The 26,694-nt window shown below is 64.0% G+C and carries 26 protein-coding genes; 18 read left to right on the top strand and 8 right to left on the bottom strand.

Annotated elements, in window-relative coordinates; all coding sequences use genetic code 11:
* Nucleotides 1–61 precede the first annotated feature (61 nt).
* Together HNP49_RS00130 and olsB are read right to left on the bottom strand one after the other, a co-directional pair.
* Nucleotides 62–832, bottom strand: a complete 771-nt coding sequence (locus HNP49_RS00130; protein ID WP_184679586.1) for a 1-acyl-sn-glycerol-3-phosphate acyltransferase — start codon at nt 830–832, stop codon at nt 62–64.
* Nucleotides 833–913: 81 nt separating this feature from the next.
* The gene (gene olsB / locus HNP49_RS00125; RefSeq protein WP_184679585.1) at nt 914–1,687 is read right to left on the bottom strand and encodes an L-ornithine N(alpha)-acyltransferase; all 774 of its coding nucleotides are present in this window, start codon (nt 1,685–1,687) and stop codon (nt 914–916) included.
* 135 nt (nt 1,688–1,822) lie between these two features.
* On the opposite strand from olsB, the gene HNP49_RS00120 reads away from it, so the two are divergent.
* The 11 genes from HNP49_RS00120 (at nt 1,823) to HNP49_RS18785 (ending at nt 11,885) form a co-directional block, all read left to right on the top strand.
* On the top strand, nt 1,823–2,716 hold the full coding sequence (locus tag HNP49_RS00120; protein ID WP_184679584.1) for an acyl-CoA dehydrogenase: 894 nt from the start codon (nt 1,823–1,825) through the stop codon (nt 2,714–2,716).
* 53 nt (nt 2,717–2,769) lie between these two features.
* The gene (locus tag HNP49_RS00115) at nt 2,770–3,555 is read left to right on the top strand and encodes an MBL fold metallo-hydrolase (RefSeq protein ID WP_184679583.1); all 786 of its coding nucleotides are present in this window, start codon (nt 2,770–2,772) and stop codon (nt 3,553–3,555) included.
* Nucleotides 3,556–3,657: 102 nt separating this feature from the next.
* Nucleotides 3,658–4,779 carry a serine hydrolase gene (locus tag HNP49_RS00110; protein ID WP_184679582.1) on the top strand — a complete coding sequence of 374 codons (1,122 nt, stop codon included), beginning with the start codon at nt 3,658–3,660 and terminating at the stop codon, nt 4,777–4,779.
* On the top strand, nt 4,776–5,087 hold the full coding sequence (locus HNP49_RS00105; RefSeq protein ID WP_184679581.1) for an amidase: 312 nt from the start codon (nt 4,776–4,778) through the stop codon (nt 5,085–5,087). The genes HNP49_RS00110 and HNP49_RS00105 overlap by 4 nt, the downstream gene beginning before the upstream one ends.
* A 62-nt stretch (nt 5,088–5,149) precedes the next feature.
* Entirely contained in the window at nt 5,150–5,743 is a 594-nt protein-coding gene (locus HNP49_RS00100) for a YceI family protein (RefSeq protein WP_184679580.1), read from the top strand.
* Entirely contained in the window at nt 5,740–6,894 is a 1,155-nt protein-coding gene (locus HNP49_RS00095) for a phosphatidylserine/phosphatidylglycerophosphate/cardiolipin synthase family protein (protein ID WP_184679579.1), read from the top strand. The genes HNP49_RS00100 and HNP49_RS00095 overlap by 4 nt, the downstream gene beginning before the upstream one ends.
* A 73-nt stretch (nt 6,895–6,967) precedes the next feature.
* The gene (locus HNP49_RS00090) at nt 6,968–7,579 is read left to right on the top strand and encodes a DUF2846 domain-containing protein (RefSeq protein ID WP_184679578.1); all 612 of its coding nucleotides are present in this window, start codon (nt 6,968–6,970) and stop codon (nt 7,577–7,579) included.
* A gap of 132 nt (nt 7,580–7,711) precedes the next feature.
* Entirely contained in the window at nt 7,712–8,278 is a 567-nt protein-coding gene (locus HNP49_RS00085; RefSeq protein WP_184679577.1) for a DJ-1/PfpI family protein, read from the top strand.
* A 42-nt stretch (nt 8,279–8,320) separates the two neighbouring features.
* Entirely contained in the window at nt 8,321–8,629 is a 309-nt protein-coding gene (locus HNP49_RS00080; RefSeq protein WP_184679576.1) for a ribbon-helix-helix domain-containing protein, read from the top strand.
* An 86-nt stretch (nt 8,630–8,715) separates the two neighbouring features.
* Nucleotides 8,716–10,272 (top strand): DUF3369 domain-containing protein, encoded by a 1,557-nt coding sequence (locus HNP49_RS00075; protein ID WP_184679575.1) that lies wholly within the window; start codon nt 8,716–8,718, stop codon nt 10,270–10,272.
* A gap of 2 nt (nt 10,273–10,274) precedes the next feature.
* Nucleotides 10,275–11,885: a sensor histidine kinase gene (locus tag HNP49_RS18785; RefSeq protein WP_221445026.1), complete on the top strand. Its 1,611-nt coding sequence runs from the start codon at nt 10,275–10,277 to the stop codon at nt 11,883–11,885.
* Between the two features lie 52 nt (nt 11,886–11,937).
* Here HNP49_RS18785 and rhlB read toward each other — a convergent pair whose 3' ends face one another.
* The 4 genes from rhlB to HNP49_RS00050 all read right to left on the bottom strand — a co-directional run bounded on the left by rhlB (nt 11,938) and on the right by HNP49_RS00050 (nt 16,440).
* Nucleotides 11,938–13,380 (bottom strand): ATP-dependent RNA helicase RhlB, encoded by a 1,443-nt coding sequence (gene rhlB / locus HNP49_RS00065; protein WP_184679574.1) that lies wholly within the window; start codon nt 13,378–13,380, stop codon nt 11,938–11,940.
* 96 nt (nt 13,381–13,476) lie between these two features.
* Nucleotides 13,477–14,631 carry a dipeptidase gene (locus HNP49_RS00060; protein ID WP_184679573.1) on the bottom strand — a complete coding sequence of 385 codons (1,155 nt, stop codon included), beginning with the start codon at nt 14,629–14,631 and terminating at the stop codon, nt 13,477–13,479.
* Nucleotides 14,632–14,682: 51 nt separating this feature from the next.
* The gene (locus HNP49_RS00055) at nt 14,683–15,621 is read right to left on the bottom strand and encodes a GGDEF domain-containing protein (protein WP_184679572.1); all 939 of its coding nucleotides are present in this window, start codon (nt 15,619–15,621) and stop codon (nt 14,683–14,685) included.
* A gap of 156 nt (nt 15,622–15,777) precedes the next feature.
* The gene (locus HNP49_RS00050) at nt 15,778–16,440 is read right to left on the bottom strand and encodes an alpha/beta hydrolase (RefSeq protein WP_184679571.1); all 663 of its coding nucleotides are present in this window, start codon (nt 16,438–16,440) and stop codon (nt 15,778–15,780) included.
* A 346-nt stretch (nt 16,441–16,786) separates the two neighbouring features.
* Between HNP49_RS00050 and HNP49_RS00045 the strand changes: the two genes are divergently transcribed.
* The 4 genes from HNP49_RS00045 (at nt 16,787) to HNP49_RS00030 (ending at nt 20,967) form a co-directional block, all read left to right on the top strand.
* On the top strand, nt 16,787–17,815 hold the full coding sequence (locus HNP49_RS00045) for an amino acid ABC transporter substrate-binding protein (RefSeq protein WP_184679570.1): 1,029 nt from the start codon (nt 16,787–16,789) through the stop codon (nt 17,813–17,815).
* Between the two features lie 91 nt (nt 17,816–17,906).
* A complete protein-coding gene (locus HNP49_RS00040; protein ID WP_184679569.1) occupies nt 17,907–19,091 on the top strand; it encodes an amino acid ABC transporter permease in 1,185 nt (394 codons plus the stop codon).
* A gap of 2 nt (nt 19,092–19,093) precedes the next feature.
* Entirely contained in the window at nt 19,094–20,191 is a 1,098-nt protein-coding gene (locus tag HNP49_RS00035; protein WP_184679568.1) for an amino acid ABC transporter permease, read from the top strand.
* Between the two features lie 11 nt (nt 20,192–20,202).
* Nucleotides 20,203–20,967 carry an amino acid ABC transporter ATP-binding protein gene (locus HNP49_RS00030; RefSeq protein WP_184679567.1) on the top strand — a complete coding sequence of 255 codons (765 nt, stop codon included), beginning with the start codon at nt 20,203–20,205 and terminating at the stop codon, nt 20,965–20,967.
* Between the two features lie 415 nt (nt 20,968–21,382).
* Here HNP49_RS00030 and fdxA read toward each other — a convergent pair whose 3' ends face one another.
* Entirely contained in the window at nt 21,383–21,706 is a 324-nt protein-coding gene (fdxA, locus tag HNP49_RS00025; RefSeq protein WP_184679566.1) for a ferredoxin FdxA, read from the bottom strand.
* Between the two features lie 134 nt (nt 21,707–21,840).
* Complete coding sequence (gene mutS / locus HNP49_RS00020; RefSeq protein WP_184679565.1) at nt 21,841–24,408, bottom strand: DNA mismatch repair protein MutS; 2,568 nt, start codon at nt 24,406–24,408, stop codon at nt 21,841–21,843.
* Nucleotides 24,409–24,486: 78 nt separating this feature from the next.
* Between mutS and HNP49_RS00015 the strand changes: the two genes are divergently transcribed.
* The 3 genes from HNP49_RS00015 to recX all read left to right on the top strand — a co-directional run bounded on the left by HNP49_RS00015 (nt 24,487) and on the right by recX (nt 26,583).
* A complete protein-coding gene (locus HNP49_RS00015; RefSeq protein WP_184679564.1) occupies nt 24,487–24,987 on the top strand; it encodes a CinA family protein in 501 nt (166 codons plus the stop codon).
* Nucleotides 24,988–25,073: 86 nt separating this feature from the next.
* Nucleotides 25,074–26,114, top strand: a complete 1,041-nt coding sequence (gene recA, locus HNP49_RS00010; protein WP_184679563.1) for a recombinase RecA — start codon at nt 25,074–25,076, stop codon at nt 26,112–26,114.
* Between the two features lie 10 nt (nt 26,115–26,124).
* A complete protein-coding gene (gene recX, locus HNP49_RS00005; RefSeq protein ID WP_184679562.1) occupies nt 26,125–26,583 on the top strand; it encodes a recombination regulator RecX in 459 nt (152 codons plus the stop codon).
* The last annotated feature ends 111 nt before the right edge of the window (nt 26,584–26,694 follow it).

Raw genomic sequence — 26,694 nt, 5'->3', positions numbered from 1 at the left:
AGCATTCTGAGTCCGATTTCAACACAGCCTGGCCGACGCGCAGCAGACTTTGAACAGGTTCTCAGGCTGACTGGCGCAGGTCCTGCAAATCGTCATATAGCGCCCGGGCAATCGCCTCCTGAGCCTGGCGTGCCAGCTGGTTGCGCGAGCTGTCCTGGCTCGACAGTGGGCTGAGCAGGCGAATCTCCACTTCGGCGATGTCGCTGGAGAGCATCCGCAACAGATGATCCAGCATGCCGTCGTCGCCCACCCAGGGCGCGATCGGGCATGGCTGGCCGTCGCGCAGGTAGCGGATGGCCACCGGTTGCAGGGGCACGCCGCTGTCGATGGCGCTGCTCAGCAGGCGGCCATGAAAGGTGCGCAGGGCCGTGCCATCGGTGGTGGTGCCTTCCGGAAAGATCAGCAGGTGACGTTCCTGCTGCAGGTGGGCCGCCAGTTGCTGGTTGACCTGGCTGCTGTCGCCCGAGCCGCGGCGGATGAACAGGGTCCCGGCCTTGTTGGCCAGCCAGCCGGCCACCGGCCAGTCACGCACTTCGGCCTTGGACAGGAACGACAGCGGCGTCAGGGCGCCGAGCAGCGGGATGTCGCTCCAGGAAATATGGTTGGCCACCCACAGCATCGGCTGTTGCGGCAGCTCGCCTTCAACCCGCACGCGAAACGGCAGGGCGTTGGCCAGTCGGGCGAGGAACCAGCGGGTCAGGCGCTGGCGCTGTGGCAGCAGATCACGATGGCGCAGGCGCTCGTTCAGCTCGATCCAGCTGGCCAGCAGAGTGCCGAGCAGGACCACGCCGAACAGGCGCAGCAGACGGAAATACAGGCGCAGTTTTTTCATCGGACGCGGGTCATCAGGAAGAGACCGGCACTGTCTACACAGTGCCGGCGACGCAGGCAAGTGGGGCGTAGCCTTTCCCGATCAAACGGCGGCTTTGAAATGGCGGGCATAGCGCGGACAAAGCTCGTCGCGCTTGAGCAGGATGAACAGGTCGGCGACCTGGAACTCCTCGTCCCAGCAGGGCTCGCCGCAGACCTTGGCACCCAGGCGCAGGTAGGCCTTGAGCAGCGGCGGCATTTCCGCGCTGAGGTTGTCCGGCAGCACGTCCAGACCCGGCAGTGGCTTCTTCGGCTCGGCCCGCAGGTGCTCGGTGCACAGGTGCTGCTCGCGCAGGCGCTGCATGATGATCTGCGCCTGCAGGCCGCCGTCCTGCATGGACACGCTGGCGCAGCCCATCAGATAACGGTAATGACCTTCGTTGAGAATCTCGGCCAGCTCGCTCCACAGTACGGCGATGGTGGCGCCGTTGCGGTAGGCGCTATCGACGCAGGTGCGGCCCAGTTCGAGGATCGGCCCCTGCAGCTGGCTCAGACCGTCGAGGTGGAACTCCTCCTCGCTGTAGAAGCGGCCCAGGCGCGCGGCGGCCTGGTGGTCGAGCAGGCGGGTGGTGGCGACCAGCTCGCCGCTGCTGAGGTCGCGCACGCCGATGTGCTGGCAGTGCAGGTCGAACTCGTCCATGTCCAGGCCCAGTTCGGCGCCCTTTAGGCGGGCGGCGAACTCGTGGCTGAACACGCGGTAGCGCAACGCCTGGGCTTCGCGCAGGGCCATGGCGCCGGTCAGGCGCTCGGCTTGCAGGCGGCGGGGCTGACGCGGGGCAATCAGGGGTTTGTCACTGCTGAGCACGATCTGGGACATGGCGATTCTCCGGGTGCCGGCGGCAGCGGGCTTGCGGCCGGTCGATCTTGTTGTGCAAGCTCAGGCTATGGAGTGCCGGTGTCACCCGTGTGACAGTTCGGCGACGCTTGAATGACATGCACGAGGAGAATTGCCATGCCCTGGACCCGCCTGCTGGAGTCCGCCGAACGCCAGCCCGACGCGCGCCTCGAAGACTGGTACGCCAGCCTGCTGGCGGCCTGTCCGGAGGCGGCGCCGTTCGAGCTGGCGGTGCGTGGCGGCTGCCGGGCGGCGACGCCGGGGCTGGCCTTCCTGGCCGGTTACCAGGCGGCGCTGCGCATGCTCTGGCCCTCGGCACCGCTGAGTCTGGGGGCGCTGTGCGTCACCGAGCAGCGCAGCGTGCGGCCGGCCGATCTGCAGTGCCGGGTGGCGGATTTGCAGGTCAGCGGGCGCAAGGATTTCGTCACCGCCGCCGAGGCCGCCGACTGGCTGCTGGTGGCGGCTCGCGAGGAGGGTGCCGGGGAGAAACCGCAGGTCGCCCTGCTGGTGGTGCGCAATGGCGATCCGGGCGTGCAGGTCGAGGCGCTGCCGCCGCTCAAGCTGATGCCCGATATCGGCCATGCCCGGCTGCTGCTGAGTGAGGCGTCCTGCGAGCGGCTGGCCGGCGATGGCTGGAGCGATTACGTGAAACCCTTCCGCACGCTGGAGGATGTCCATGTGCTGGCGGCCTTCACCGCCTGGCTGTATGGCGTGGGGCGTGACAGCGGCTGGCCGCTGAGCCTGCGTTTGCGCCTGCTGGCGGTACTCGCCGGAGCGGCCGAAGTGGCCCGTCAGCCGGCCGGTTCGGCGGCGGCTCATCTGTTGCTGGCCGGTCTGTTCGAACAGTGGCAGCAACTGAGCGGCGATCTGGATCAGGCCTTTGCGGCGGGCCCGGCGGAGTGGCGCGAGCTGTGGCAGCGCGACCGCAGCCTGCTCGGCGTGGCCGGTGCGGCCCGCGCCAAACGTCTGAGCAATGCACTGGCGACGCTGGCGGTTGATGCAGGTCAGTGAGCGCGCGGCGGCAAACGGCTTAACTGGCGCCCCCTGAAACCCCGGAGGTGGCCATGCGCCGTGAACCCATCGTGCTGTTCGATAACGGCAGCCACCAATGCCTGATGTTCGATGACCTGGTCAGCGGCGAGGGCGTGCAGTCCAACCAGTTCCTGATCACCGACAACGAGCAATACTTGCTGCTCGATCCGGGCGGCGACCTGACCTATACACCGCTGTCGCTGGAGCTGTCCAAGCACATCGCGGTGCAGGATCTGACCTACATCTTCGCCTCGCACCAGGACCCGGACATCATCGCCTCGCTGGACAAGTGGCTGCTGCATACCCGCGCCAAGGTGATCTGCTCCAAGCTGTGGGCGCGCTTCCTGCCACACCTGACGGCCAGCTACCTGGCGCTCAGCCACGGCATCAACACCTACGACCGCATCATCGCGCTGCCCGACCGCGGCCAGTCGATTACGCTGGGCAAGTGCCAGCTCAAGGCGGTGCCGGCGCACTTCCTGCACTCGGTGGGCAACTTCCAGATCTATGACCCGGTGAGCAAGATTCTGTTCTCCGGCGACATGGGTGCTTCGCTGGTCGATGATGCCAGCCCGGTGCGCGACTTTGCCGCCCACCTGCCGAGCATGGAAGGCTTCCACCGTCGCTACATGGCGAGCAACAAGGTCTGCCGGCTGTGGGCGCAGATGGTGCGTGGCATGGACGTGGCGATGATCGTGCCGCAGCACGGCCGGCCCTTTGTCGGCCCGCAGATGATCGGCGCCTTCCTCGACTGGATCGAGAACCTCGAATGCGGCATCGACCTGCTCGGGGCCGAGGACTACCAACTGCCCAAATGACGAGTCGCGCCAAAGCCGCCGCCAGGCTGGCGGTTTTGGCGCTATGGCAGGTCTTCTGGCCCGTGCTAGGGTGCGTAGACTTAAACAACAAGAGGCCTGCCAATGCCCATTCCCGTTTTGCGTCGCCTGCTCTGTGTCGGCGTTCTGTTGCTGCCTGCCGCGGCTAGCTGGGGCGAAACCTGGCCTGAGCGTGACTGGGCCTCCCGTCCCGTAGCGCCCAGCGCCGCGCTCAGCGAATTCGAAACCTATGCCTTTCCCGCGCGGGACGATGGCACTCGCCAGGGCATCCGCAGCGATGCCGTGGTGGTGATCCGCGATGGCGAGCTGATCTACGAACGTTATGCCGGGCCGACCAAGGTCAGCACGCCACACCTGACCTGGTCGATGAGCAAGAGCCTGCTGGCGACGGCCCTTGGCGTGGCCTATGGCGAAGGCCGCTTCAAGCTGGATGAGCCGGTGGCGCAGTATTACCCGGCGTTCCAGGGGCACCCTTCGGTCAAACTCGGCCATCTGCTGAACTGGGCCTCCGGCCTGGCCTGGCAAGAAGACTACGAGTACGCGCCGCTGCGTTCCTCGGTGGTGGCCATGCTCTATACCCGTGGCCGTGGCGACATGGCCCGCTTCGTGGCCGAGCACCCGCTGGACGCGGTGCCGGGCACGCGTTTTCGCTACTCCAGTGGCGACAGCAATGTGCTGGCCGCCGCGCTCAAGCAGATGGTCGGCGCACCGGCCTATGCCGACTACCCCTGGCAGGCGGTGTTCCAGCCGCTGGGGATCACCTCGGCGGTGTGGGAACGCGATGCCAGTGGCACCTTTGTCGGTTCCTCCTATGCCTACATGACGGCCCGCGACCTGGCCCGCGTTGGCCTGCTGATGCAGCGCGGTGGCCGCTGGGGCCAGCAGCAACTGCTGCCCACGGCCTGGGTCGAGTTCAATCTGACCCCGTTCGCCAACTACCAGGCCGATCCGGCCAAACCCGGCGAAGCGGTGCCCGGCGGGCACTGGTGGCTCAACCGCCATCTGGCCAAGGCGAACAAGCCCTGGGCCGATGCCCCGGAATCCACCTTCGCCGCGCTCGGTCACTGGGGCCAGGGCCTGTACGTGCTGCCGGAGCAGAAACTGGTGGTGGTGCGCTACGCCGATGACCGCGACAAGACCTATCAGCACAACGAATTTCTCAAGCGGGCGCTGGCCGCCTTTGCCGCGCCGGAGGTGCAGCCATGATCCGTCGTCATCCGCTGCGCCTGGCTCTGGCGCTGATCGCCATGGTGCTGGCCACGCTGGCGTGGCACAACCGCGCTCACCTGCAGGCCTTCCCCGACATCATCGGCGCCTACTCGGCCAAGGAGTACTGCTCCTGCCGCTACGTGATGGACAACCCGGCGCCGTATTGCGCTGGCTACGTGAAACAGTGGCTGCCACTCACGCGCTTTCTCGATGACACCACCAACAAACGTGTCACCGCCGAAGGCCTGGGACGCAGCCACAGTGCGCGCTGGCTGGATGTGCGCCAGGGCTGTCAGCTGGAGTGATTGAGGTTCCCAAGAGCGGGGCGGCGGGCTATCGTTCGCCCCGTCTGTTGTGGAGTCCTGTCATGTTGCGAAGCCCTGTGATGTTGCGAGTAGTGCTGGCGCTGTGCGCCCTGAGCGTGGTCAGTGTGGCGCGTGCCGACTGGGTGCTGGATGGCGAGTCGTCGCGGGTTAGTTTCGTTTCCAGCAAGTCCGGCAGTCGGGCCGAGGTCAGCCGCTTCCTCGGGCTCAAGGGTGAGGTCGAGGCCGACGGCCAGGCGCAGCTGCGGGTTGAGCTGGAGTCGGTCAGCTCGGGAATCCCCAAGCGCGATGAGCTGCTGCGCAAGGACCTGTTCGAGATCACCCGCTTCCCGCTGGCGCTGATCGGCACCCGCCTGGATCTGCCGTCCCTGCTCAATCTGGCGCCCGGCGCCCAGCTGGAATTGACCGTACCGCTGACCGTCAAACTGCATGGCCAGGCCAGCGATCATCTGGTCGAGCTGCTGGTCACCCGTCTGGATGAACAGCGTTTTCAGGTCGTCACCCTGGCGCCGCTGGTGCTGCAGGCCGAGGACTATGACCTGCTGCCCGGCCTGGAGAAACTGCGCCAGCTGGCCAATCTCAGCCATATCAACTCCGCGGTGCCGGTCAGCGCCGTGCTGATCTTCGTCAACCGTTGAACCACGAGGTCTTTGCCTGGCGCAGCGGCAATCGCTTCGAGCTGCTGCTTGACGGCCCGCAGTTCTTTCCGCGCCTACTGGCGGCCATCACCGCAGCCGAGCAGCAAGTCGAGCTGGAACTCTATCTGGTCGAGGACGGTGCCTGCGCCACCGAGCTGGTCACGGCCCTGACGGCGGCGGCACGCCGCGGCGTGCGCGTGCGCTGCCTGTTCGACGGCTTTGGCTGTCTGGCGTTCGGCGAGGGGTCGCGCCAGCAATTGGCCGATGCGGGAGTCGAGTTGCGCCTGTACAACCCACTGAGCTGGCGGCGTGGCCTGCTCAACCTGTACCGCGATCACCGCAAGCTGCTGCTGGTCGACCAGTATCTCGGTTTCGTCGGCGGCACTGGCGCCACCGATGAGTTCTGGCAGCCGGGCAGTGAGACCTGCTGGCATGAGCTGATGGTGCAGATGCAGGGGCCGCTGTTGCAGGACTGGCGCCTGCTGTTCGAGCGCCAGTGGCAGGCCAGCGAGGGGCGCAGGGCTTGGCGCCCGCATTTGCCGCTGCGCCGGCCCAGCCTGCCGGCGATTCCGCCTCTGGGGCCGGGCCTCGGGCGGGTCGCTTACGCCGACGCCGAGCAGCACCGGGACATCCTGCAGTCGCTGGTGCGCAACTTGTTGCGGGCCCGGCGCACCATCTGGCTGGCCACTCCTTATTTCCTGCCGACCTGGCGGGTCCGGCGCGCTCTGCGTCGTGCTGCCAAGCGCGGGGTGGATGTGCGTCTGCTGCTCACCGGGCGCAACACCGACCACGCTCCGGTACGTTACGCCGGACGACGCTATTACCCGCGCCTGCTCAAGGCCGGGGTGCGCATCTTCGAATACCAGCCGCGCTTTCTGCACCTGAAGATGGTGCTGGTGGATGACTGGGTCAGCCTCGGCTCCTGCAATTTCGATCACTGGAACCTGCGCTGGAACCTGGACGCCAACCTCGAAGCCCTCGATCCGCAGCTGGCCGCTCAGGCGGCTGCCAGCTTCATGGCCGACTTCGCCCAGGCCGAGGAAGTGACCCTGGCAGGCTGGCGGGCCACGCCGCTGGGCGAGCGCATTCGTACGCGCCTGTGGGGCTGGCTCGACCGGCTGGTGATCAATCTGTTCGATCAGCGCCGCTGACCCGCACTTTTGGCGGGTGCCTGCTCTGGCGCGGCTGGTTAAGCTCGCCGGATAACCACTAAAGGGGATGCGCATGCGCCGCCAGATCCTGTCGCTTCTGCTGTTACCGCTGCTGCTGGCGGGCTGTTCCACGCCGGGAACCTTCTTCAAGCCTCTGCAGGGCCCGCACTTCAAGGCTCAGGCACTGCCCGACGAGGACAACGCGCTGGTCTATCTGTATCGCCCGCAAAGCGACTGGGGCGATCAGGAGCTGGAGGCGCCGGGGGTGTTCCTCAATAACGAACTGATCGGCGTGCTGCCCAGTGGTGGCTATCTGGCCCTGGAGTTCGATGTCGACAACTACCGGCTGGAAATGCGCCGTCCGCTGTTCGGCAGTTACTGGACGCTGTTCGCCGACGGTCCGCTGGAGTTCACCCGTATTGCCAGCTTCACCCTGGAAGCCGAAACCGGCGCGGTGTATTACCTGCGCTACGACGAACTGAACCCGCCGCCGGCCAAGGATACCCAGCCGGAAGAGGGCGATGGCCCGCTACAGGTCGTGGGCGAGCGCCTGGGGCTGGAAGAGCTGCCCGCCACCCGTCTGGTGCAGGACAGCCAGCACTATGCCGCCGGCAGCTACGCGGAGCGACCGCAGCGCAGCTTCTGGGAGGGTGTGGGCAAGGCGCTCGACCATATCGGCATCTGATGCACCGCTCAAAAAACCGGCTAACGCCGGTTTTTTTCTGCCCGTTTTCTGTCTGTAGTACGGGAGTATTACCCGTGCCGGCTCCGGCAGGAGGACACTGAACCTGTCCCCACGCCCTCAGGAGCAAGTGCCATGGCGAGCAAATCCATTCTCATGCTGGTTGGCGATTACGCCGAAGACTACGAAACCATGGTGCCGTTTCAGGCCCTGCAGATGGTCGGCCATCGCGTAGATGCCGTGTGCCCGGGCAAGACCAGCGGTCAGTTCATCCGCACCGCCATCCACGATTTCGAGGGCGACCAGACCTACAGTGAGAAACCGGGGCACAACTTCGTGCTCAATGCTGATTTCGAAGGCGTGACGGCCGAGGCGTATGATGCCCTGGTGATACCCGGTGGTCGTGCCCCGGAATATCTGCGTCTGAACGAGCAGGTGCTGGCGCTGGTACGCGACTTTGCTGCGGCCAACAAGCCGATTGCGGCTGTCTGTCACGGAGCTCAGCTGCTGGCGGCTGCCGGTGTGCTCAAGGGCCGTGCCTGCAGTGCCTACCCGGCCTGTGCGCCGGAGGTTCGCCTGGCCGGTGGCGAGTATGTGGATATTGCCGTGGATGCCGCCCATGTCGACGGCAACCTGATCACCGCACCGGCCTGGCCAGCCCATCCGGCCTGGCTGGCCGCGCTGCTGGCGCAACTGGGCTGATGCTAGGGTCTGTGTAGGTAACCTGCGGATAAGGAGGCGAGCATGTGCGAGCTGTATGTGAAAGCTGATCCGATTCTCTATGAGTCACGCACGCGCTCCCTGCGTATCTGCGGGGTGGTCACCACCCTGCGACTGGAAAACCAGTTCTGGGACATCCTGCGCGAGATCGCCGAAGTCGACGGCATGACCACCAATCAGCTGATTACCAAGCTGTATGAGGAAGTCATGGATTACCGGGGCGAAGTGGTCAATTTTGCCTCTTTTTTGCGCGTCAGCTGCACGCGCTTTCTCGCCCAGCGCGCCGCGCCGGGCGCCACCCTGCTGAGTTTGCCAGGGCGCAAGCAGGGCTGAAATCGCCTCGCAGGTGGACGCTCGGCCGCCTTGCGCTTGGGGTGGGCTGTCTATACTCAGGTCATTACTAGAGCCTGAGGGCCATCATGGACTTCTTCTCCGATCACGCGTCCGGCCAGTCTCCTCAGCCGCCTGCTGCACCCTCTGATAAACCCTCCTGGTGCGTCCTGCTGGTCGACGATGATGCCGAGATTCACGGCATTACCCGCCTGGCCCTGCGTGGCTTCGAATTCCAGAGCCGCCCGCTGGAGCTGCTGTCGGCCCATTCGGCGGCCGAGGCGCGGGAGATCTTCGCCCAGCGCCACGATATTGCCCTGGCCCTGGTCGACGTGGTCATGGAAACCGAGCACGCCGGCCTCGACCTGGTGCGTCACCTGCGTGAGGACTGCAACAACCGCCTGACCCGTCTGGTGCTGCGTACCGGGCAGGCTGGCCAGGCGCCGGAAGACCGGGTGATCCGCGAATACGACATCGACGACTACAAGGAAAAGACCGAGCTGACCACGCAGAAGCTGCGCACCCTGCTGTATTCCATGCTGCGTGCCTACCGCGATCTGTGTGTGATCGAAGAGCAGCGGCGCGGCCTGAGCAAGGTGCTCGAGGCTTCGGCCAAGGTGCAGAACGCCGCGACCCTCAAGCTGTTTTCCTCCACCGTGCTGGAACAACTGACCTCGCTGCTGCACCTCAACCGTTCGGCGCTGTATTGCATGGTGCTGCCCGGTGCCGGCAATGGCGAGCGCGAAACCCGGACCCTAGCCGCCACCGGCGAGTTTGTCCGTTATCAGCCAGGCAGCTCCTTCGAGGTGTTGCCCGAGGAGGTCGGTGCGCGCTTTCAGCAGGTTCTCGCCGAGCAGCGCTCGCTGCATTTCGATGACGCCTACGTGATGTACATGCAGGGCGAGCGAGGCGGTGCCAACCTGCTGTATGTCACCCATGTCGAGCCGCTCAGCGACCTCGACCGGCAGTTGCTGGAGATTTACATCCACAACGTTGCCCTGACCTTCGAGAACATCAACCTGATGGAGGACCTGCAGGAAACCTCCAAGGAGTTGGTGTGCACCCTGGCCGATGCGGTGGAGGCTCGCAGCAAGGAGACCGGCGCCCATGTGCAGCGTGTGGCGCTGATCTGTGAGCAGTTGGCCGGCCTGATCGGTCTGGATGAGCGCGAGGTGTTGATGATCAAACATGCCTCGCCGCTGCACGACATCGGCAAGGTGGCCATCCCCGATGCCATCCTGCACAAGCCCGGCAAGCTGGATGAGCAGGAGTGGGCGATCATGCAGAAGCATGTCGATTACGGCGTGAGTATCCTGCAGCGCTCCAAGCGTGACCTGATGCGCATGGGCGCGGTGATCGCCGGTAATCACCACGAACGCTGGGATGGTGCCGGCTATCCACAGGGCCTGGCCGGCGAGTCGATTCCCCTGGCCGGGCGCATCGTGGCCCTGGCCGACGTCTTCGATGCCCTCGGCTCGCGGCGCAGTTACAAGGAGCCGTGGCCGGACGACAGGATCCGCGAGTTGATTGCCAGCGAGCGCGGGCGCCAGTTTGACCCGCAGCTGGTCGATCTGCTGCTGGCCCACTATGAGGACTTCCGGCGCATCCGCGAACGCTTCCCGGATCTGCCCAGCGGAGAGCACTGAAAGTGCAGCCCGGCAGCCTGCAGGTTGGACGCAGCCTGTCCGCCAAGCTGATCCGCAGCACCCTGTTGCTGGCCTGCCTGCTGGGACTGGTGATCAGCCTGATCCAGATCGGTATGGACCTGCGGCGCACCGAGCGCCAGCCCGACCAGGACATGGCGGCGCTGATCAGCCTGACCCGTGAGCCGGCCACGGCGATCCTGTTCTCCCTCGATCATGACCTGGCCGAAGAACTTCTCAGCGGGACTCTGAAGCAACCGGCAATCAGCAGCAGCCGCATCATGCTGCCGGAGAGCGAGGTCTTTGCCTCGCGCGAACGACCATTGGCCGAAGGGCGCCTGCGTGCCTTCAGCGACTGGCTGCTCGGGGCAGTTCGTCACTACAGCTGGCCACTCAAATCCAGTGTCGATGCCGGAGAAGAGCTGCTTGGTACCCTAGAGGTGGAGGTCGACACCTACCACTACGGCCAGGTGTTTCTCGAACGTAGCATGATCATCGTCGCCAGCACCCTGTTTTATGCCCTGCTGCTCAGCGCCGGCCTGCTGCTGGTGTTTCACCTGCAGGTGAGCCGGCCGCTGATCAGCGTGATCCGCTCGATTGCCGGGGTGGATGTGGAACAGGCGGAGAAGGCCCGCCTGCATGAGCCCGCGGGCCATGCCGATAGCGAAATCGGCCTGCTGGTGCGCCTGACCAACCAGCACCTGCAGGCCATCGGCGACACCCTGGAGCAGCTGCGCCTGGCCGAGGCCGGGCTCAAGCGCTACATGGACGAGCTGGAGTCCAAGGTGGCCGAGCGCACTCACGAGTTGTCGGAAAGCGTCAGCCAACTGCAGACGGCGCAGAACCAGCTGATCGAGTCGGAGAAACTGGCGGCGCTGGGCGGGCTGGTGGCCGGGGTGGCTCATGAGGTCAATACGCCGCTAGGCATCGCTGTCACCGCGTCCTCGGTGCTCAGTGAGGCCCTGGAGGAGCTGAGTAGCCAGTTTGCCGCGCAGACCCTGAGCAGCAGCAGTTTCCAGCAGTTGCTGGAGCAGGCGGTGGACAGCAACGTCATGCTGTTCAACAACATCAAGCGGGCGGCCAAGCTGATCAGTGACTTCAAGCAGACCGCGGTGGATCAGGTGTCCGAGGCTCGCAGCGATTTTCTGGTGTACCAGGTGCTCGGTGCATTGATTGCCAGTCTGCACCCGGAAACCCGCAAGGTGCCGGTCGAGCCGTTGCTGATCTGCCCGGAAGACCTGCAAATGAACAGCCTGCCGGGAGTGCTGACCCAGGTCGTGGCCAATCTGATCATGAACAGCGTGCGGCATGCCTTTGCCGCCGATATCCGCGCGGAAATCACCATCAGCCTGCAGGCGCAGGGTGATCAGGTCATCCTCGATTACCGTGACAATGGGGTGGGGGTGTCGCAATCGTTGCAGGAACGCATCTTCGAGCCGTTCTTCACCACCAAACGGGGCAGTGGTGGTTCCGGGCTGGGCCTGAACATCGTCTACAACCTGGTCACGCGCAAGTTGGGGGGGCGCCTGGAGTTCTTCTCGCAACCGGGTGAAGGCGTGCACTTCATCCTGCACATCCCGCGCGAGCTGACCCATAACAGCGGCGGTCAGCGTTAGGGGGAAACAAAAAAGGCGAGCCCATGGCTCGCCTTTTTTCTGGGCCGGTCCGTCAGTGCTTGCGCGGCACGGCCTTGAGCAGCTCGGTCGGCGGCATTTCGCAGGTTATCTTGCGGCCCAGCAGTTCTTCGATCGGTGGCAGGGCGAAGGCGTCGTCCTCACCGGCGAAGCTGATCGAGGTGCCGCTGGTGCCGGCACGGCCGGTACGACCGATGCGGTGCACGTAGTCGTCCGGGGTTTCCGGCAGGGTGAAGTTGATCACGTGGCTGATGGCGTCGACGTGAATGCCGCGGCCGGCCACGTCGGTGGCGACTAGCACACGAATCTTGCCCTCGCGGAAGCCTTCGAGCACCTTGATGCGCTTGTGCTGCGGCACGTCGCCGGACATCTGCGCGGCGCTGATGCCGTCGCGGGTCAGGCGCTCCTCGATGCGGCGGACTTCGTCCTTGCGGTTGGCAAAGACCATCACCCGGGTCCAGTCGTTCTGGGCGATCAGGTTGTACAGCAGCTTGTACTTGTCGCTGCTGGCCACGGCATAGACGTGCTGCTCGACGGTGTCGCTGGCAACGTTCTCCGGTTCGATCTCGACGATCGACGGATTGACCGTCCACTGCTTGGCTAGGTTCATCACGTCGTCGGTGAAGGTGGCGGAGAACAGCAGGGTCTGTCGCTCGCCCTTCATCGGGGTCTGGCGGATGATCTGGCGCACCTGCGGGATGAAGCCCATGTCGAGCATGCGGTCGGCTTCGTCGAGCACCATGACTTCGACCATGTCCAGGTGCACTTCGCCGCGCTGGTTGAAGTCCAGCAGGCGCCCGGGGGTGGCGACCAGAATGTCGCAGTAGCGTGATTCCAGCTGCTTGAGCTGCTTGTCGAAGTCCATGCCGCCGACAAAGCTCATGACGTTGAGCTTGGTGTATTTGGTCAGGGCCAGGGCGTCGTTGGCGATCTGCACCACCAGTTCACGGGTAGGGGCGATGATCAGCGCCCGCGGCTCGCCCATGTAGCGCTCTTTGGGCGGAGGCGTGGTGAGCAGCTGGGTGATGGTGGAAATCAGGAACGCGGCGGTCTTGCCGGTGCCGGTCTGGGCGCGGCCGATGGCGTCCTTGCCGCGCAGGGTATGACCGAGCACCTGGGCCTGGATCGGCGTGCAGTAGGGAAAGCCCAGGTCGTGGATGGCATGCATCAGCTCGGGGGCCAGGTTGAAGTCGTGGAAGCGGGTCTTGCCTTCTGCCGGCTCAACCGCGAAGTCTTCCAGCCTCCAGGTATCGACCGGCTTGGCCGGGCGCTCGCGGCGCGGCTTGTCGCTCTTGGTTCTGGGGCTGCGAGGCTTCTCGCTGGCCGCTGGCTGGCTGGTGTCTGGTTCGCTGCTGCGTGCTGCAGGAACAGGGGAGTTGGACTGGCCGGCAGTGCTGTCGACTGCGGCGGGCGCCTGTGGCGCGCTGGCTTGGCTGGAATCGCCCTTGCCGAACATGGTCTTGAGTGCCTTGAGCACGGTGATCTCGATAATTGGCTAAGGAATATACGGTCGGCAGTGTAAAGCAAACGGCCGGTCTGGCGAAGTGCCAGGCGGCCGCCGGGTTTGCAGGAACTATGGCAGGTACTGCAGGAGCAGCCTTTGTACGTTGCCGCCCATGATGGCGGTGATCTGCTCGGCGCTGAAACCGGCCTTGAGCAGGCCGTCGGTCAGCAGGACCAGGCCGCGGGTATCGAAGGGCGCATGGATGGTGCCGTCGAAGTCCGAGCCGAGGGCGACATGCTCGACGCCGATCAGATCGACGCTGTAGCGGATCGCTTTGATGATGGCGTCCACCGAGGTGGCACACACCGCACCGTCCCAGTAGCCAATGCCGACCAGCCCGCCACCTGCTGCAATGCGGCGCAGATGCTCGTCGCTGAGGTTGCGCGGTCCCGGACAGGTGCCGGCGACGCCGGTGTGGGAAACCAGCAGGGGGCGAGTGGCCATGGCCAGGACGTCGTCGATCATAGGCTTGGAGGCATGCGCCAGGTCGATGAGCATATGGCGTTGCTCCAGGCGCTTGACCACCTCGCGACCGAAAGGCGTCAGCCCGCCTTTGGCCAGGCCATGGGCCGAGCCGCCCAGTTCGTTGTCGAAGAAGTGCGTCAGGCCGGCGATACGGTAGCCGGCGTTAAACAGCACGTCGACGTTCGCTAGCTGCCCCTCAAGCGGGTGCAGGCCTTCGGTGGCGAGAATGGCGGCCAGGGTCGGCTGCTCGGGGTTGCGTCGCGCCAGTGCCTGGCGCAACTCCTCGCGGCTGCGAATGATCTGTAGCAGGCCCTGGCTGTCGCGTTCGGTCTGCTGCAGGCGCTCGCTCTGGTACAGCGCCCGTTGCAGCAGGCTGCTCCAGGTAGCGCGTGGCCAGCGTTGGGCAATGATCAGCGGGGTGACGTTGTCGCTGTCGGCGGCATTGCTGGTGTAGTTGAGGCCGCGCGGGGTCTTGGTCACGGCGGCGAACACCTGCAGGCCGACATTGCCTTCCAGCAGACGTGGCAGATCGGTATGGCCGTAGCTGTGCCGTTGCAGCGGATCGCGCTGCCAGAGCAGGGCGTCGTCGTGCAGATCGGCGATCCACAGCTGCCGGTGCAGGGCCTGGGCCGCTGCGCTGGCCTGGTAGGGACCGTGGTCGGCGGTGCTGTTCATGCGGTAGTCGAGAAAGCTAGGCAGGGCGAAAAAGCCCAGGGCCAGCAGCAGGCTGGCTCCGGTGATGAGCAGGCGTTTACGCATGGACGGCGTCCTTGGCGGCGAGTGTGCCCGTACTCTAACAGTCAGGGTGGATCAGCCGCACAGGCAGTTGCGCCCCTGCTGTTTGGCGCGGTATAGCGCGCTGTCTGCCCTGGCCAGCAGGCTGTGCAAACTGTCGCGAGGGTTATATGAGGACAGGCCGATGGAGATGGTCACGCCGGGCAGCACGCCCAGAGGGGAATAAAAGGAGGGAATCTTTTCCAGGCTCTGGCGCAGGCGTTCACCGATGGTCAGCGCTTCGTCGTGATCAAGCTCCGGCAGGAGAATGACGAACTCCTCGCCGCCATAACGGGTCATGCTGTCTTTGGGCCGCAACTGGCTGCGCAGGGTATGGGCCACCAGACAGAGTGCGTAGTCGCCGGCCAGATGGCCATGCTCGTCGTTGTAGGCCTTGAAGTGATCGACATCGATCATCAGCAGGCTCAGCGGCGTGTCATTGAATGCGCAGCGCGTGCTTTCACGGGTAAAGGTGTGCTCCAGCCAGCGGCGGTTGTGCAGGCCGGTGAGGGTGTCGATGTTGGCATTCTGCTCGGTGTCGAGAATGATCTGGTTGCCCTGGCGAACCCGCTCGCAAAGCATGCCGAGGAGGTTCTGCATCAACTGCGGCGAGTGCTGGAACAGGCTGGTCAGCGCCCGGCGGTGCAGGCGCAGTACGCGACAGGGGCCGTTGGCGATGGCGTAGGCGGAGGGCGGTGCGTTGTCGATGAAGCTGATCTCGCCCACGCACTCGCCAGGGCCGATACTCGACAGTGGCTGGTTGTCCAGCGAGCCGAGGAAGATGCGCAGCTCGCCCTCCAGCACCAGGAACAGATGGTGGTTGCGACTGAAGGGAGAGAGCAGCACTTCGCCATCGTTCAGGGCATAGGCGCGCACGTCACTCAGCAACAGCTTGAGGTTGCTGGCAGTCACGTTGCGGAACAGGCGCATTTGCCTGAGCCGGGTCAGGTCGGCTTGCCAGTCGACGTGCTTCATGGGCACGTTCGCTCGGCGGAGCTGAAGCTGGGCACGATCAACACTCCGTGTTGGTTATTTGCACGCCAAGCGGTGAGTATTGTTCAGCACTATGACTTGGCAATGTCACTGCCGGGTTCTCCGACCAACGGCTTAATCCCTGTCTGTCGTGCGAATTCAGACCGGCATCAGGCGCTGCTGCAGCCACTGGGCGATAGCGCCGATTTCCCCTTCGATCACTTCGTGGCCCATCGGGTAGTCGCGCCACTCGACGGGCACGCCAGCCTCCTTGAGGGCATCGTGGGCGGCTCGGCCGAGGGCCGGCAGCACGACTTCATCCTGACGACCGTGCAGGCATAGCGTGCCCAGCTGTTGCTGGTGGCTACTCAGTTGCAGCGGGCTGCTGAAGGTCGGCGCGTAGGTCGACAGGGCCAGAACGCCACCCAGTGGCCCCGGCCAGCGCAGGAAAGCGGTGTGCAGCACCACGGCGCCGCCCTGGGAAAAGCCGGCGAGAATGATGCGGTGTGGGTCGATGCCGGCATCGCGCTGTTGCTCGATCAGTTGCATCAGCTGTTCACCGGACTCCTCCAGCTGGGCATGGTCGATCGCCCGGGCCGGGCTCATGGCCAGAATGTCGTACCAGCTGGGCATGCTCCAGCCACCGTTGATGGTGACCGGCCGGGTCGGCGCCTGCGGCAGGATGAAACGCGTGCTGGGCAGAACCTGCTGCAGGGCCTCGGCGACCGGCTGGAAGTCATAACGGTCGGCCCCTAGGCCGTGCAGCCAGATCACGCAGGCATCGGCAGGCGCTTGGGGTTCGAGAAGCAATGGGCTGTGCATATGGGCTCCAGTTTGGGGCGTCTGCCAATCGTCCTCGGACGCCGGTTTGGCAGGCGGGTGAGTGGGCTGACCTATCGGCATAACAATCGGTCGCATGGAGAAAAGTCTATCGAGTTGTTGGCCAGGTGCACGCTCTTTTGCCGGTTGTGGTACGTGCCTTGCTTTGACGACGGTGCCAGGTGAGTGCGCTCCTGTCGGCAGCGCCCGGCATGCAGCGGCGGCTGTCGCCTGGTCGATCGCCCAAGGCGGTCTAGACTTGTCACGTTGCCTCATCCCGCCAGCGTCGCCGCAAGTGCTCTGGCGGCTCAGTTGCTCCATAGAACACAACAACGGTTGGAGACTCTTGATGAAACAGGTGAAATTTCCATTGGCCCTGCTGGCCGCCACACTGACTCTGGGTAGTGTCACTCAGGTACAGGCCGGGGCCACGCTGGATGCAGTGAAGAAGAAAGGTTTCGTGCAGTGCGGCATCAGTGATGGCTTGCCCGGTTTCTCTTACGCGGACGCCAAGGGCAAATACGTGGGCCTGGATGTGGATGTGTGCCGGGCGGTAGCGGCTGCAGTGTTCGGTGATGCGGAGAAGGTCAAGTACAGCCCGCTGACTGCCAAGGAGCGCTTCACGGCGCTGCAGTCCGGCGAGGTCGATATCCTCTCGCGCAATACCACCTGGACCAGCTCGCGCGATGCGGCCATGGGTCTGAATTTCACCGGCGTGACCTATTACGATGGCCAGGGTTTTCTGGTCAACAAGAAACTCGGTGTTGCCAGTGCGCGCGAACTGGATGGTGCCACCGTGTGTATCCAGGCCGGCACGACTACCGAGCTGAACCTGGCGGACTACTTCCGCGCGCACAACCTCAAGTTCACGCCCATCACTTATGACACCTCGGATGAGAGCGCCAAGTCGCTGGAGTCGGGGCGTTGTGATGTGCTGACTTCCGACCAGTCGCAACTGTACGCTCAGCGCATCAAGCTGGCGGCGCCGGACGATTACGTGGTGCTGCCGGAGGTGATTTCCAAGGAACCGCTGGGCCCGGCGGTGCGCCAGGGCGATGAGGAGTGGTTCGATGTGGTGCGCTGGACCCTCTATGCCCAGCTCAATGCCGAGGAACTGGGGGTTTCGTCGGCCAATGTCGAGGAGCTGGCCAAGTCGACCAAGAACCCGGATATCGCCCGTCTCCTCGGCGCCGAGGGCGAGTACGGCAAGGACCTGAAGCTGAGCAAAGATTGGGCGGTGCAGATCGTCAAACAGGTCGGCAACTATGGCGAGATCTTCGAACGCAATGTCGGCGCCGGCAGCCAGCTGAAGATCGAGCGCGGGCTCAATGCCTTGTGGAACAAGGGCGGCCTGCAATACGCCCCACCGGTGCGTTGATCCTCGGGCCGGAGCTTGCTCCGGTCTTGGCGACCCCTGTGGCCCATCGTCCCGTGCCCGACACGGGACGATGGGCTGAGTCGAGGTGTGCATGCGTAGTTCCGTTCCCGAGCCACAGCCCAAGCCATCCTGGCTGACCGATCCGCAGGTACGTGCCTGGCTGTTCCAGGTTCTGGCGGTGATCTTTGTCGTTGCCTGTGGCTGGTTCCTCTTTCACAACACCCAGACCAACCTGGCCCATCGCGGCATCCTTTCTGGTTTTGGTTTTCTCGATAACAGTGCCGGCTTCGGTATTTCCCAGCACCTGATCGACTACCGCGAAAGCGACAGCTACGCACGGGTCTTCGTCATCGGCGTGCTCAACACCCTGCTGGTGTCGTTGATCGGTATCGCCCTGGCTACCGTGCTGGGCTTTGTTGTTGGCATGGCGCGCCTGTCGCCGAACTGGCTGCTGCGGCAGATAGCGACGGTTTACATCGAGGTGTTCCGCAATATCCCGCCGTTGCTGCAGATCTTCTTCTGGTACTTCGCCATTCTCCAGCCGCTGCCCGGCCCGAAGCAGAGCCTGGCGCTGGGCGAGCTGTTTTTCGTCAATAACCGCGGTTTGTATATGCCAGCACCCTCGTTGAGCGAGGGCTTCATGCCCGTGCTGGTAGCTTTCCTGCTGGCACTGGTGGCGTGCATCGTTTGCTGGCGCAGGGCCTCGGTGCAGCAGGAGTTGAGCGGCGACAGCGGTTGGTGGCGCCCGCTCGGCGTGGGCCTGCTGCTGGCTGTGCCGCTGTTGACGGCATGGGCTCTGGGTAGCCCCTTTACCTGGAGTGTGCCGACGCTGAGCGGCTTCAACTTTCGCGGCGGCTGGGTGGTGATTCCGGAGCTGGTGGCCTTGACCCTGGCGCTGACCATCTACACGGCGGCATTCATTGCCGAAACGGTGCGCTCGGGCATCCAGTCGGTCAGCCATGGGCAGACTGAGGCAGCGCGTTCGCTGGGCCTGCGTCCGCAACAGACCTTACGCCTGGTGATCATCCCGCAGGCGCTGCGGGTGATCATCCCGCCACTGACCAGCCAGTACCTAAACCTGACCAAGAACTCCTCGCTGGCTGCTGGCATCGGTTATCCGGACATGGTCTCGCTGTTTGCCGGCACTGTGCTCAACCAGACCGGGCAGGCCATCGAAACCATGGCCATCACCATGAGTGTTTACCTGGCCATCAGCATCAGCATTTCCCTGCTGATGAACCTCTACAACAAGCGCATTGCGCTGGTGGAGCGTTAAGCATGGACAAACATGTGTTTCGCCCCAGCCTGCCGCCGCCTGCTCTGGAGGTCGGTGTGCTGGGCTGGCTGCGCGGCAATCTGTTCTCCAGTGTCGGCAATACCCTGCTGACGTTGCTGGCTGGCTATCTGCTGTGGCTGATTGTGCCGCCACTGCTCGACTGGACCCTGCTGCAGGCCGACTTCAGTGGCAGTCAACGTAGCGACTGCAGCGGGGAGGGCGCCTGCTGGGTCTTCGTGCGTGAGCGCTTCACCCAGTTCATGTATGGCTTCTACCCGGCCGAGCTGCGCTGGCGGGTCAACCTGACGGTATGGTTGGCGGTGATTGGCGCTGCACCGCTGTTCATGCCGCTCATGCCGCGCAAGCCGATCTATGGTCTGGGCTTCCTACTGGCGTATCCATTGCTGGCCTTCTGGCTGCTGCACGGCGGTTTCTTCAGCCTGGTAACGGTGGAGACCAGTCAGTGGGGCGGTCTGATGCTGACGGTGGTAATTGCCGCGGTCGGCATCGCCGGGGCATTGCCACTGGGCATTCTGCTGGCGCTGGGGCGGCGCTCCGACCTGCCAGCGATCCGGGTGTTGTGCGTGACCTTCATCGAGTTCTGGCGCGGCGTTCCGCTGATTACCGTGCTGTTCATGTCCTCGGTGATGCTGCCGCTGTTCCTGCCTGAGGGCATGAATCTCGACAAACTGCTGCGGGCTCTGGTCATGGTGATCTTCTTCGAGGCGGCTTACGTCGCCGAGGTGGTCCGTGGCGGTCTGCAGGCCATACCCAAGGGGCAGTATGAGGCCGCCGCCGCGATGGGCCTCGGTTACTGGCGCAGCATGGGGCTGGTGATACTGCCGCAGGCACTGAAACTGGTGATCCCAGGCATCGTCAACACCTTCATCGCCCTGTTCAAGGACACCAGCCTGGTGATCATCATTGGCCTGTTCGACTTCCTCAACAGCATCAAGCGCGCGACCAATGACCCGGCCTGGCTGGGCATGTCCACCGAAGGCTATGTGTTTGCCGCACTGGTGTACTGGCTGTTCTGTTTCGCCATGTCGCGTTATTCGCTGCGCCTGGAGCGTCAGCTCGATACCGGTCACAAGCATTAGGAGTTGATGGCATGAAGGCACACGAGCAGAGCGCGAGCGAAGGTTCGGCGATCATCCAGTTGCAGGGCGTGAACAAGTGGTACGGACAGTTCCACGTGCTCAAGGACATCAACCTGAGTGTGCAGACCGGTGAGCGCATCGTCCTCTGCGGGCCTTCCGGCTCGGGCAAGTCCACCACCATTCGCTGCATCAACCGCCTGGAGGAGCACCAGCAGGGGCGTATCGTCGTCGATGGCATCGAGCTGACCCGTGATCTCAAGCAGATCGAGACGGTCCGCCGCGAGGTCGGCATGGTGTTCCAGCACTTCAACCTGTTCCCGCACCTCACCGTATTGCAGAACTGCACCCTGGCACCGATGTGGGTACGCAAGTTACCCAGGCGCGAGGCCGAGGAGATCGCCATGCTCTATCTGGAGCGGGTGCGCATTCCCGAGCAGGCGGACAAGTACCCGGGGCAACTCTCCGGTGGCCAGCAACAGCGGGTTGCCATTGCCCGGGCGTTGTGCATGAAGCCGAAGATCATGTTGTTCGACGAGCCAACTTCGGCTCTCGACCCGGAGATGGTCAAGGAAGTGCTGGATACCATGATTCAACTCGCCGAGAGCGGCATGACCATGCTCTGCGTGACCCACGAGATGGGCTTTGCCCGCACTGTCGCTGATCGGGTGATCTTCATGGACCGCGGCGAGATCGTCGAGCAGGCGCCGCCCCAGGCATTCTTCGATAACCCGCAGAACGAGCGGACCAAGCTGTTTCTTGGTCAGATTCTGCACTGAGGGACAAGTGCTGCAGTGTGTGTAAGCCGTGGCTTACATTGCTGTCGGAGATGGGCGGAAAGCACTGCCGGAAAAGGGTTTTTTTCTTCTGTGTTTAAATGCTATCCGACTGTTTTTAAAGGATTTAATCTTTTGTCGCGGTTTTGCTTGGTAAGCCCTGTGGTGATTTCCATGGGCTTGCTGGAGCCGCTGGCGGCGCTAGTATTCAAATCGTGTTCAGGACGAACACAGTCTGCCAGGACGGCAGGTAAGGGATTAGGCGCATGAAGCGCTGCATCAGGATGATGAGTGGGATACAAAGGGACTAGGGACAAAAAGTGGGCGGGCAATCCCCGCCCCTTTTTTTGTCTGGCGAAAAGTATCCGCACAGCAAAAGGCCCGCATCTGCGGGCCTTTTTGTTTTGGCAAGGAGTGCTTAGCGCTCCAGGTATTGCAGCTTGTCCTTGACGCCATCCCACTCCTCGGCGTCCGGTAGCGACTCTTTCTTTTCGGTGATGTTCGGCCAGACTTCGGCCAGGTCACGGTTCAGCTCGATGTATTCCTGCTGGTCTTCCGGCACCTCGTCTTCGGAGAAGATCGCCTGGGCCGGGCACTCAGGCTCACAGAGGGCGCAGTCGATGCACTCGTCCGGGTGGATGACCAGGAAGTTCGGGCCTTCGTAGAAGCAGTCCACCGGGCAGACTTCAACGCAGTCGGTGTATTTGCACTTAACGCAGTTATCGGTAACGACGAAGGTCATGGGATATCTCCTCGGGCGGCGGCCTGGCGGCTTCTGCGAGCAACGCTCAGGCGCAAAGTTATGGCCGCGGCTCAGGCTGTAAACCGGGCAGTCGTAAAAATGCGCGCGATTCTAACAGCTTGAGCGCGCGGGCGTTAGATGCGCGTCTTCCATGCATATAACAGTTCCAGGGCCTGACGGGGAGTCAGATCATCCGGGCTGATGCGTTGTAATTCCTCGATCACTGGGTGCGGCAGGCTGGCGAACAGATCGTTCTGCAGTGGCGCGGCCGCCTGGCCGGCCACGCTGTGCGGCGCTTCGTGGGGCAGGCTGGTGGTTTCCAGGCGCGCCAGGTGCTCGCGGGCGCGGGCAATCACCGGGGCCGGCACGCCGGCCAGCTGTGCCACCGCCAGACCGTAGCTCTGGCTGGCAGGTCCCGGCAACACGTGGTGGAGGAAGACGATGCGCTCGTTGTGCTCGGTGGCGTTGAGGTGCACGTTGGCCACCACCGGCTGGCTTTCCGGCAGTACGGTTAGCTCGAAGTAGTGGGTGGCAAACAGCGTCCAGGCGCGCAGGCTGGCCAGCTGTTCGGCGGCCGACCAGGCCAGTGACAGACCGTCGAAGGTGCTGGTGCCGCGGCCGACCTCGTCCATCAGCACCAGGCTGCGCTCGCTGGCGTTGTGCAGGATGTTGGCGGTTTCGCTCATCTCGACCATGAAGGTCGAGCGGCCGCCTGCCAGATCGTCACTGGAACCGATGCGGGTGAAGATGCGATCGACCAGCGACAGCTCGCAACTGGCCGCCGGGACGAAGCTGCCGATATGGGCGAGCAGTACGATCAGTGCTGTCTGGCGCATGTAGGTCGATTTACCGCCCATGTTCGGGCCGGTGATGATCAGCATGCGCGTGTTGTCATCCAGGCCGAGGTCGTTGGCCACGAACGGCGTGTCCAGCACCTGCTCGACTACCGGGTGGCGGCCCTGGCTGATGCGCATGCACGGCTCTTCGACGAAGCGCGGGCGGTTGAGGTCGAGGTTCAGCGCCCGTTCAGCCAGGTTGCTCAGCACGTCCAGCTCGGCCAGGGCGGCGGCGGTATCCTGCAGCGGCGCCAGATGACCAATCAGGCGTTCCAACAGTTCGTCGTACAGCAGCTTCTCGCGGGCCAGGGCGCGGCTCTTGGCCGACAGGGCCTTGTCCTCGAACTCCTTGAGCTCCGGGGTAATGAAACGCTCGGCACCTTTCAGGGTCTGGCGGCGGATGTAATCGGCCGGCGCTGATTCGGCCTGCTTGCTCGGCAGTTCGATGAAGTAGCCATGCACGCGGTTGTAGCCGACCTTGAGGTTGGCCAGGCCGGTGCGGGCCTTCTCGCGCACTTCCAGGTCCATCAGGTACTGGCCGGCGTTCTCGCTGAGCGATTGCAGTTCGTCCAGCTCGGCGTCGTAGCCGGTCTTCAGCACGCCGCCGTCACGGATCACCGCCGGTGGGTTGTCGATGATGGCGCGGGCCAACAGGTCGGCCAGCTCCGGGTAGGTGCGGATGTTCACCGCCAGTTCCGCTAGGTGCGGCACATCCAGCTTGGCCATGCCGTCCTGCAGTTGCGGCAGGGCGGCCAGGGCATCGCGCAGGCGCGCCAGGTCGCGTGGGCGAGCATTGCGCAAGCCGATGCGGGCGAGGATGCGTTCGATGTCGCCGATGTCCTTGAGCTGCGGCTGGATCAGCTCGAACTGGTAGCGGTCGAGCAGGCAGGCGATGGAGTCCTGGCGGCCTTCCAGCACCGCGCGATCACGCAACGGGCGGTTCAGCCAGCGGGTCAGCAGGCGCGAGCCCATGGCGGTCTGGCAGCGGTCGACTACTGATTGAAGGGTGTTGTCGCGGCCACCGGCGAGGTTGGTGTCCAGCTCCAGGTTGCGCCGGCTGGCACCGTCGAGAATCACCGTATCGTCCAGGCGCTCGTGGCGCAGGCTGCGCAGGTGCGGCAGGGCGGTACGCTGGGTTTCCTTGGCATAGCCGAGCAGGCAGCCGGCGGCGCCGATGGCCAGGGTCAGGTTCTCGCAGCCGAAGCCTTTCAGGTCCTGGGTGGCGAACTGCTGACACAGGCTCTTGCGTGCCGTGTCACGGTCGAAGTCCCACGGCGCGCGGCGGCGGGTGCCACGGCGCTTGTCCACTGGCAAGCCCTGCGGCCAGTCATCGGGGATCAGCAGTTCGGCCGGGCTCAGACGCTCTAGCTCGGCCAGCAGGTTTTCCCAGCCCTTGAGTTCCTGCACGGTGAAGCGACCGCTGGTGATGTCCAGGGTGGCCAGGCCGAACATGCGCTCGTCGCCCAGCACGGCGGCCAGCAGGTTGTCGCGGCGCTCGTCGAGCAGCGCCTCGTCGCTGATGGTGCCGGGGGTGATGATGCGCACCACCTGACGCTCCACCGGGCCCTTGCTGGTGGCCGGGTCGCCGATCTGCTCGCAGATCACCACTGACTCGCCCAGTTTGACCAGCCTGGCCAGGTAGCCTTCGGCCGAGTGGTGCGGAATGCCGCACATCGGAATGGGCTGGCCCGCCGAGGAGCCGCGCGCGGTCAGGGTGATGTCGAGCAACGCCGCAGCCTTCTTCGCATCCTCGTAGAAAATCTCGTAGAAGTCGCCCATGCGGTAGAACATCAGCTGGTCCGGGTGCTGGTTCTTCAGCTTCCAGTACTGCTGCATCATTGGCGTGTGGGCGGAGAGGTCACTCATGGTTCTGGCTGTCCGGCTTAAATCAAAAAGGCGCCTAGTGTACGGTATCGCCCACGCCGCCTTAACCCCGGAGAGCATATGGATCAGATCAGCCATCTGGCCGCCCAGTTGGGCGCGCAACTGCAGGCCTGTTCGGCTCAGGTCAGCACCGCCGAATCCTGCACGGGGGGCGGTATCGCCGAGGCCATTACCCGGGTTGCCGGCAGTTCGGCCTGGTTCGAGGCGGGCTATGTCACCTATTCCAATCGGCAGAAAACCGTCCAGCTGGGCGTGCCGGCCGACTTGTTCGAACGTGTCGGTGCAGTCAGCCAAGAGGTGGTCGAGGCCATGGTGCGCGGCGCCCAACAACACAGCGGTGCGCGCTTTGCCGTGGCGGTCAGTGGCGTGGCCGGTCCCGCTGGCGGCTCAGCGGACAAACCGGTGGGCACAGTCTGGCTGGCCTGGGGCGATGGCGAACAGTGCTACAGCCAGCGTTACCTGTTCGGCGGTGATCGCCTGGCGGTGCGCAAGCAAAGCGTGATCATGGCCCTGGGTGGCCTGCTCCGACTGGCGGCAGGAGAAAATCCGCTGCAGGGGTAGGCGACCGACTTGCCATATGGAATACTACTGTCTACATATACAGGTATTGGCGGCCGTGAACGCCGAATTGAACACGAGAGGATGCAATGGACGACAACAAGAAGCGTGCACTGGCTGCAGCCCTGGGCCAGATCGAGAAGCAGTTCGGCAAGGGTGCGGTCATGCGCATGGGCGACCATGAACGTCAGGCCATTCCGTCCATCTCCACCGGTTCCCTTGGGCTGGATATCGCCCTGGGTATCGGCGGCCTGCCCAAGGGCCGTATCGTCGAAATCTACGGTCCGGAATCCTCGGGTAAGACCACGCTGACCCTGTCGGTGATCGCCGAAGCGCAGAAGATGGGCGCCACCTGTGCCTTCGTCGACGCCGAACACGCCCTGGATCCGGACTATGCCGGCAAGCTCGGCGTTAATGTCGATGATCTGCTGGTCTCGCAGCCGGATACCGGCGAACAGGCCCTGGAAATCACCGACATGCTGGTACGTTCCAACGCGGTTGACGTGATCATCGTCGACTCCGTGGCGGCACTGGTGCCCAAGGCGGAAATCGAAGGCGAGATGGGTGACACCCACGTCGGTCTCCAGGCGCGTCTGATGAGCCAGGCTCTGCGCAAGATCACCGGCAACATCAAGAACGCCAACTGCCTGGTGATCTTCATCAACCAGATCCGTATGAAGATCGGCGTGATGTTCGGCAACCCGGAAACCACCACTGGTGGTAACGCTCTCAAGTTCTACGCTTCGGTGCGCCTGGATATCCGCCGTACCGGCGCGGTGAAGGACGGCGAGGAAGTGGTTGGCAGCGAAACCCGTGTCAAGGTGGTGAAGAACAAGGTGGCACCACCGTTCCGCCAGGCCGAGTTCCAGATCATGTACGGCAAGGGTATCTACCGCACCGGCGAGATCATCGATCTCGGCGTGCAACTCGGTCTGGTGGAGAAGTCCGGTGCCTGGTACAGCTACCAGGGCAACAAGATCGGTCAGGGCAAGGCCAATGCCGCCAAGTACCTGGAAGACAACGCGGAAGTCGGCAACGCCATCGAGAAGATCATTCGCGACAAACTGCTGGTGCCGAGCGGGCCGGTCAAGGCCGATGCCGAGGTGGCCGAGCTCGACGCCGAAGCCTGAGTGATAGTCGATGCCCGCTTTGCTGGATAGCCCGGCTGCAGTACGCCGGGCCGCCATGGACCTGCTCGCGCGACGTGAGCATGGTCGGGTAGAGCTGGAGCGCAAGCTGCGCCGTCAGGGTGCCAGTGATGATCTGATCGGTCCTGCTCTGGACCGACTGGCCGAGCAGGGCCTGCTCAACGAATCCCGTTACCTGGAAGCCTTTGTCGGTAGCCGTGCACGAGCTGGCTACGGGCCGCAGCGCATCCGTGAGGAACTGGCGCAGCGTGGGCTGCCGCGTGCCGATATCGCGGCAGCGTTGGATGAAGCGGAGGTGGACTGGATGGCTGTGCTGCGCAGCGTCTGGCAACGTAAGTTCGGCGAGCTGCCCGCCGATGCCAAGGCGCGCGCTCAGCAGGGGCGGTTCCTCGCCTACCGAGGCTTTTCCGGGGAGCAGATCAGTCGTCTGCTGCGCGGAGCCGACGACTGAGTCTTATGGCCGGAGTCGGCCCAGGCTGTGTAAAAACGCTGGCATCGACCTTGCTGTGATTTGATGGATTCAAATCAGTGGGGAATGCCGATGAAGCGTTTTATCCAGGGA

Source organism: Pseudomonas fluvialis, from assembly GCF_014207935.1.
Lineage (GTDB): Bacteria > Pseudomonadota > Gammaproteobacteria > Pseudomonadales > Pseudomonadaceae > Aquipseudomonas > Aquipseudomonas fluvialis_A.
Note: the sequence above shows the minus strand (reverse complement) of the source record. Positions and strands in the feature narration are given on the sequence as shown.

What these genes read in the sequence shown, in the direction of transcription:
- HNP49_RS00130 (WP_184679586.1), bottom strand. Translation starts at nt 832, where the DNA reads ATGAAAAAACTGCGCCTGTATTTCCGTCTGCTGCGCCTGTTCGGCGTG.
- olsB (WP_184679585.1), bottom strand. Translation starts at nt 1,687, where the DNA reads ATGTCCCAGATCGTGCTCAGCAGTGACAAACCCCTGATTGCCCCGCGT.
- HNP49_RS00120 (WP_184679584.1), top strand. Translation starts at nt 1,823, where the DNA reads ATGCCCTGGACCCGCCTGCTGGAGTCCGCCGAACGCCAGCCCGACGCG.
- HNP49_RS00115 (WP_184679583.1), top strand. Translation starts at nt 2,770, where the DNA reads ATGCGCCGTGAACCCATCGTGCTGTTCGATAACGGCAGCCACCAATGC.
- HNP49_RS00110 (WP_184679582.1), top strand. Translation starts at nt 3,658, where the DNA reads ATGCCCATTCCCGTTTTGCGTCGCCTGCTCTGTGTCGGCGTTCTGTTG.
- HNP49_RS00105 (WP_184679581.1), top strand. Translation starts at nt 4,776, where the DNA reads ATGATCCGTCGTCATCCGCTGCGCCTGGCTCTGGCGCTGATCGCCATG.
- HNP49_RS00100 (WP_184679580.1), top strand. Translation starts at nt 5,150, where the DNA reads ATGTTGCGAAGCCCTGTGATGTTGCGAGTAGTGCTGGCGCTGTGCGCC.
- HNP49_RS00090 (WP_184679578.1), top strand. Translation starts at nt 6,968, where the DNA reads ATGCGCCGCCAGATCCTGTCGCTTCTGCTGTTACCGCTGCTGCTGGCG.
- HNP49_RS00085 (WP_184679577.1), top strand. Translation starts at nt 7,712, where the DNA reads ATGGCGAGCAAATCCATTCTCATGCTGGTTGGCGATTACGCCGAAGAC.
- HNP49_RS00080 (WP_184679576.1), top strand. Translation starts at nt 8,321, where the DNA reads ATGTGCGAGCTGTATGTGAAAGCTGATCCGATTCTCTATGAGTCACGC.
- HNP49_RS00075 (WP_184679575.1), top strand. Translation starts at nt 8,716, where the DNA reads ATGGACTTCTTCTCCGATCACGCGTCCGGCCAGTCTCCTCAGCCGCCT.
- HNP49_RS00060 (WP_184679573.1), bottom strand. Translation starts at nt 14,631, where the DNA reads ATGCGTAAACGCCTGCTCATCACCGGAGCCAGCCTGCTGCTGGCCCTG.
- HNP49_RS00055 (WP_184679572.1), bottom strand. Translation starts at nt 15,621, where the DNA reads ATGAAGCACGTCGACTGGCAAGCCGACCTGACCCGGCTCAGGCAAATG.
- HNP49_RS00050 (WP_184679571.1), bottom strand. Translation starts at nt 16,440, where the DNA reads ATGCACAGCCCATTGCTTCTCGAACCCCAAGCGCCTGCCGATGCCTGC.
- HNP49_RS00045 (WP_184679570.1), top strand. Translation starts at nt 16,787, where the DNA reads ATGAAACAGGTGAAATTTCCATTGGCCCTGCTGGCCGCCACACTGACT.
- HNP49_RS00040 (WP_184679569.1), top strand. Translation starts at nt 17,907, where the DNA reads ATGCGTAGTTCCGTTCCCGAGCCACAGCCCAAGCCATCCTGGCTGACC.
- HNP49_RS00035 (WP_184679568.1), top strand. Translation starts at nt 19,094, where the DNA reads ATGGACAAACATGTGTTTCGCCCCAGCCTGCCGCCGCCTGCTCTGGAG.
- HNP49_RS00030 (WP_184679567.1), top strand. Translation starts at nt 20,203, where the DNA reads ATGAAGGCACACGAGCAGAGCGCGAGCGAAGGTTCGGCGATCATCCAG.
- fdxA (WP_184679566.1), bottom strand. Translation starts at nt 21,706, where the DNA reads ATGACCTTCGTCGTTACCGATAACTGCGTTAAGTGCAAATACACCGAC.
- mutS (WP_184679565.1), bottom strand. Translation starts at nt 24,408, where the DNA reads ATGAGTGACCTCTCCGCCCACACGCCAATGATGCAGCAGTACTGGAAG.
- HNP49_RS00015 (WP_184679564.1), top strand. Translation starts at nt 24,487, where the DNA reads ATGGATCAGATCAGCCATCTGGCCGCCCAGTTGGGCGCGCAACTGCAG.
- recA (WP_184679563.1), top strand. Translation starts at nt 25,074, where the DNA reads ATGGACGACAACAAGAAGCGTGCACTGGCTGCAGCCCTGGGCCAGATC.
- recX (WP_184679562.1), top strand. Translation starts at nt 26,125, where the DNA reads ATGCCCGCTTTGCTGGATAGCCCGGCTGCAGTACGCCGGGCCGCCATG.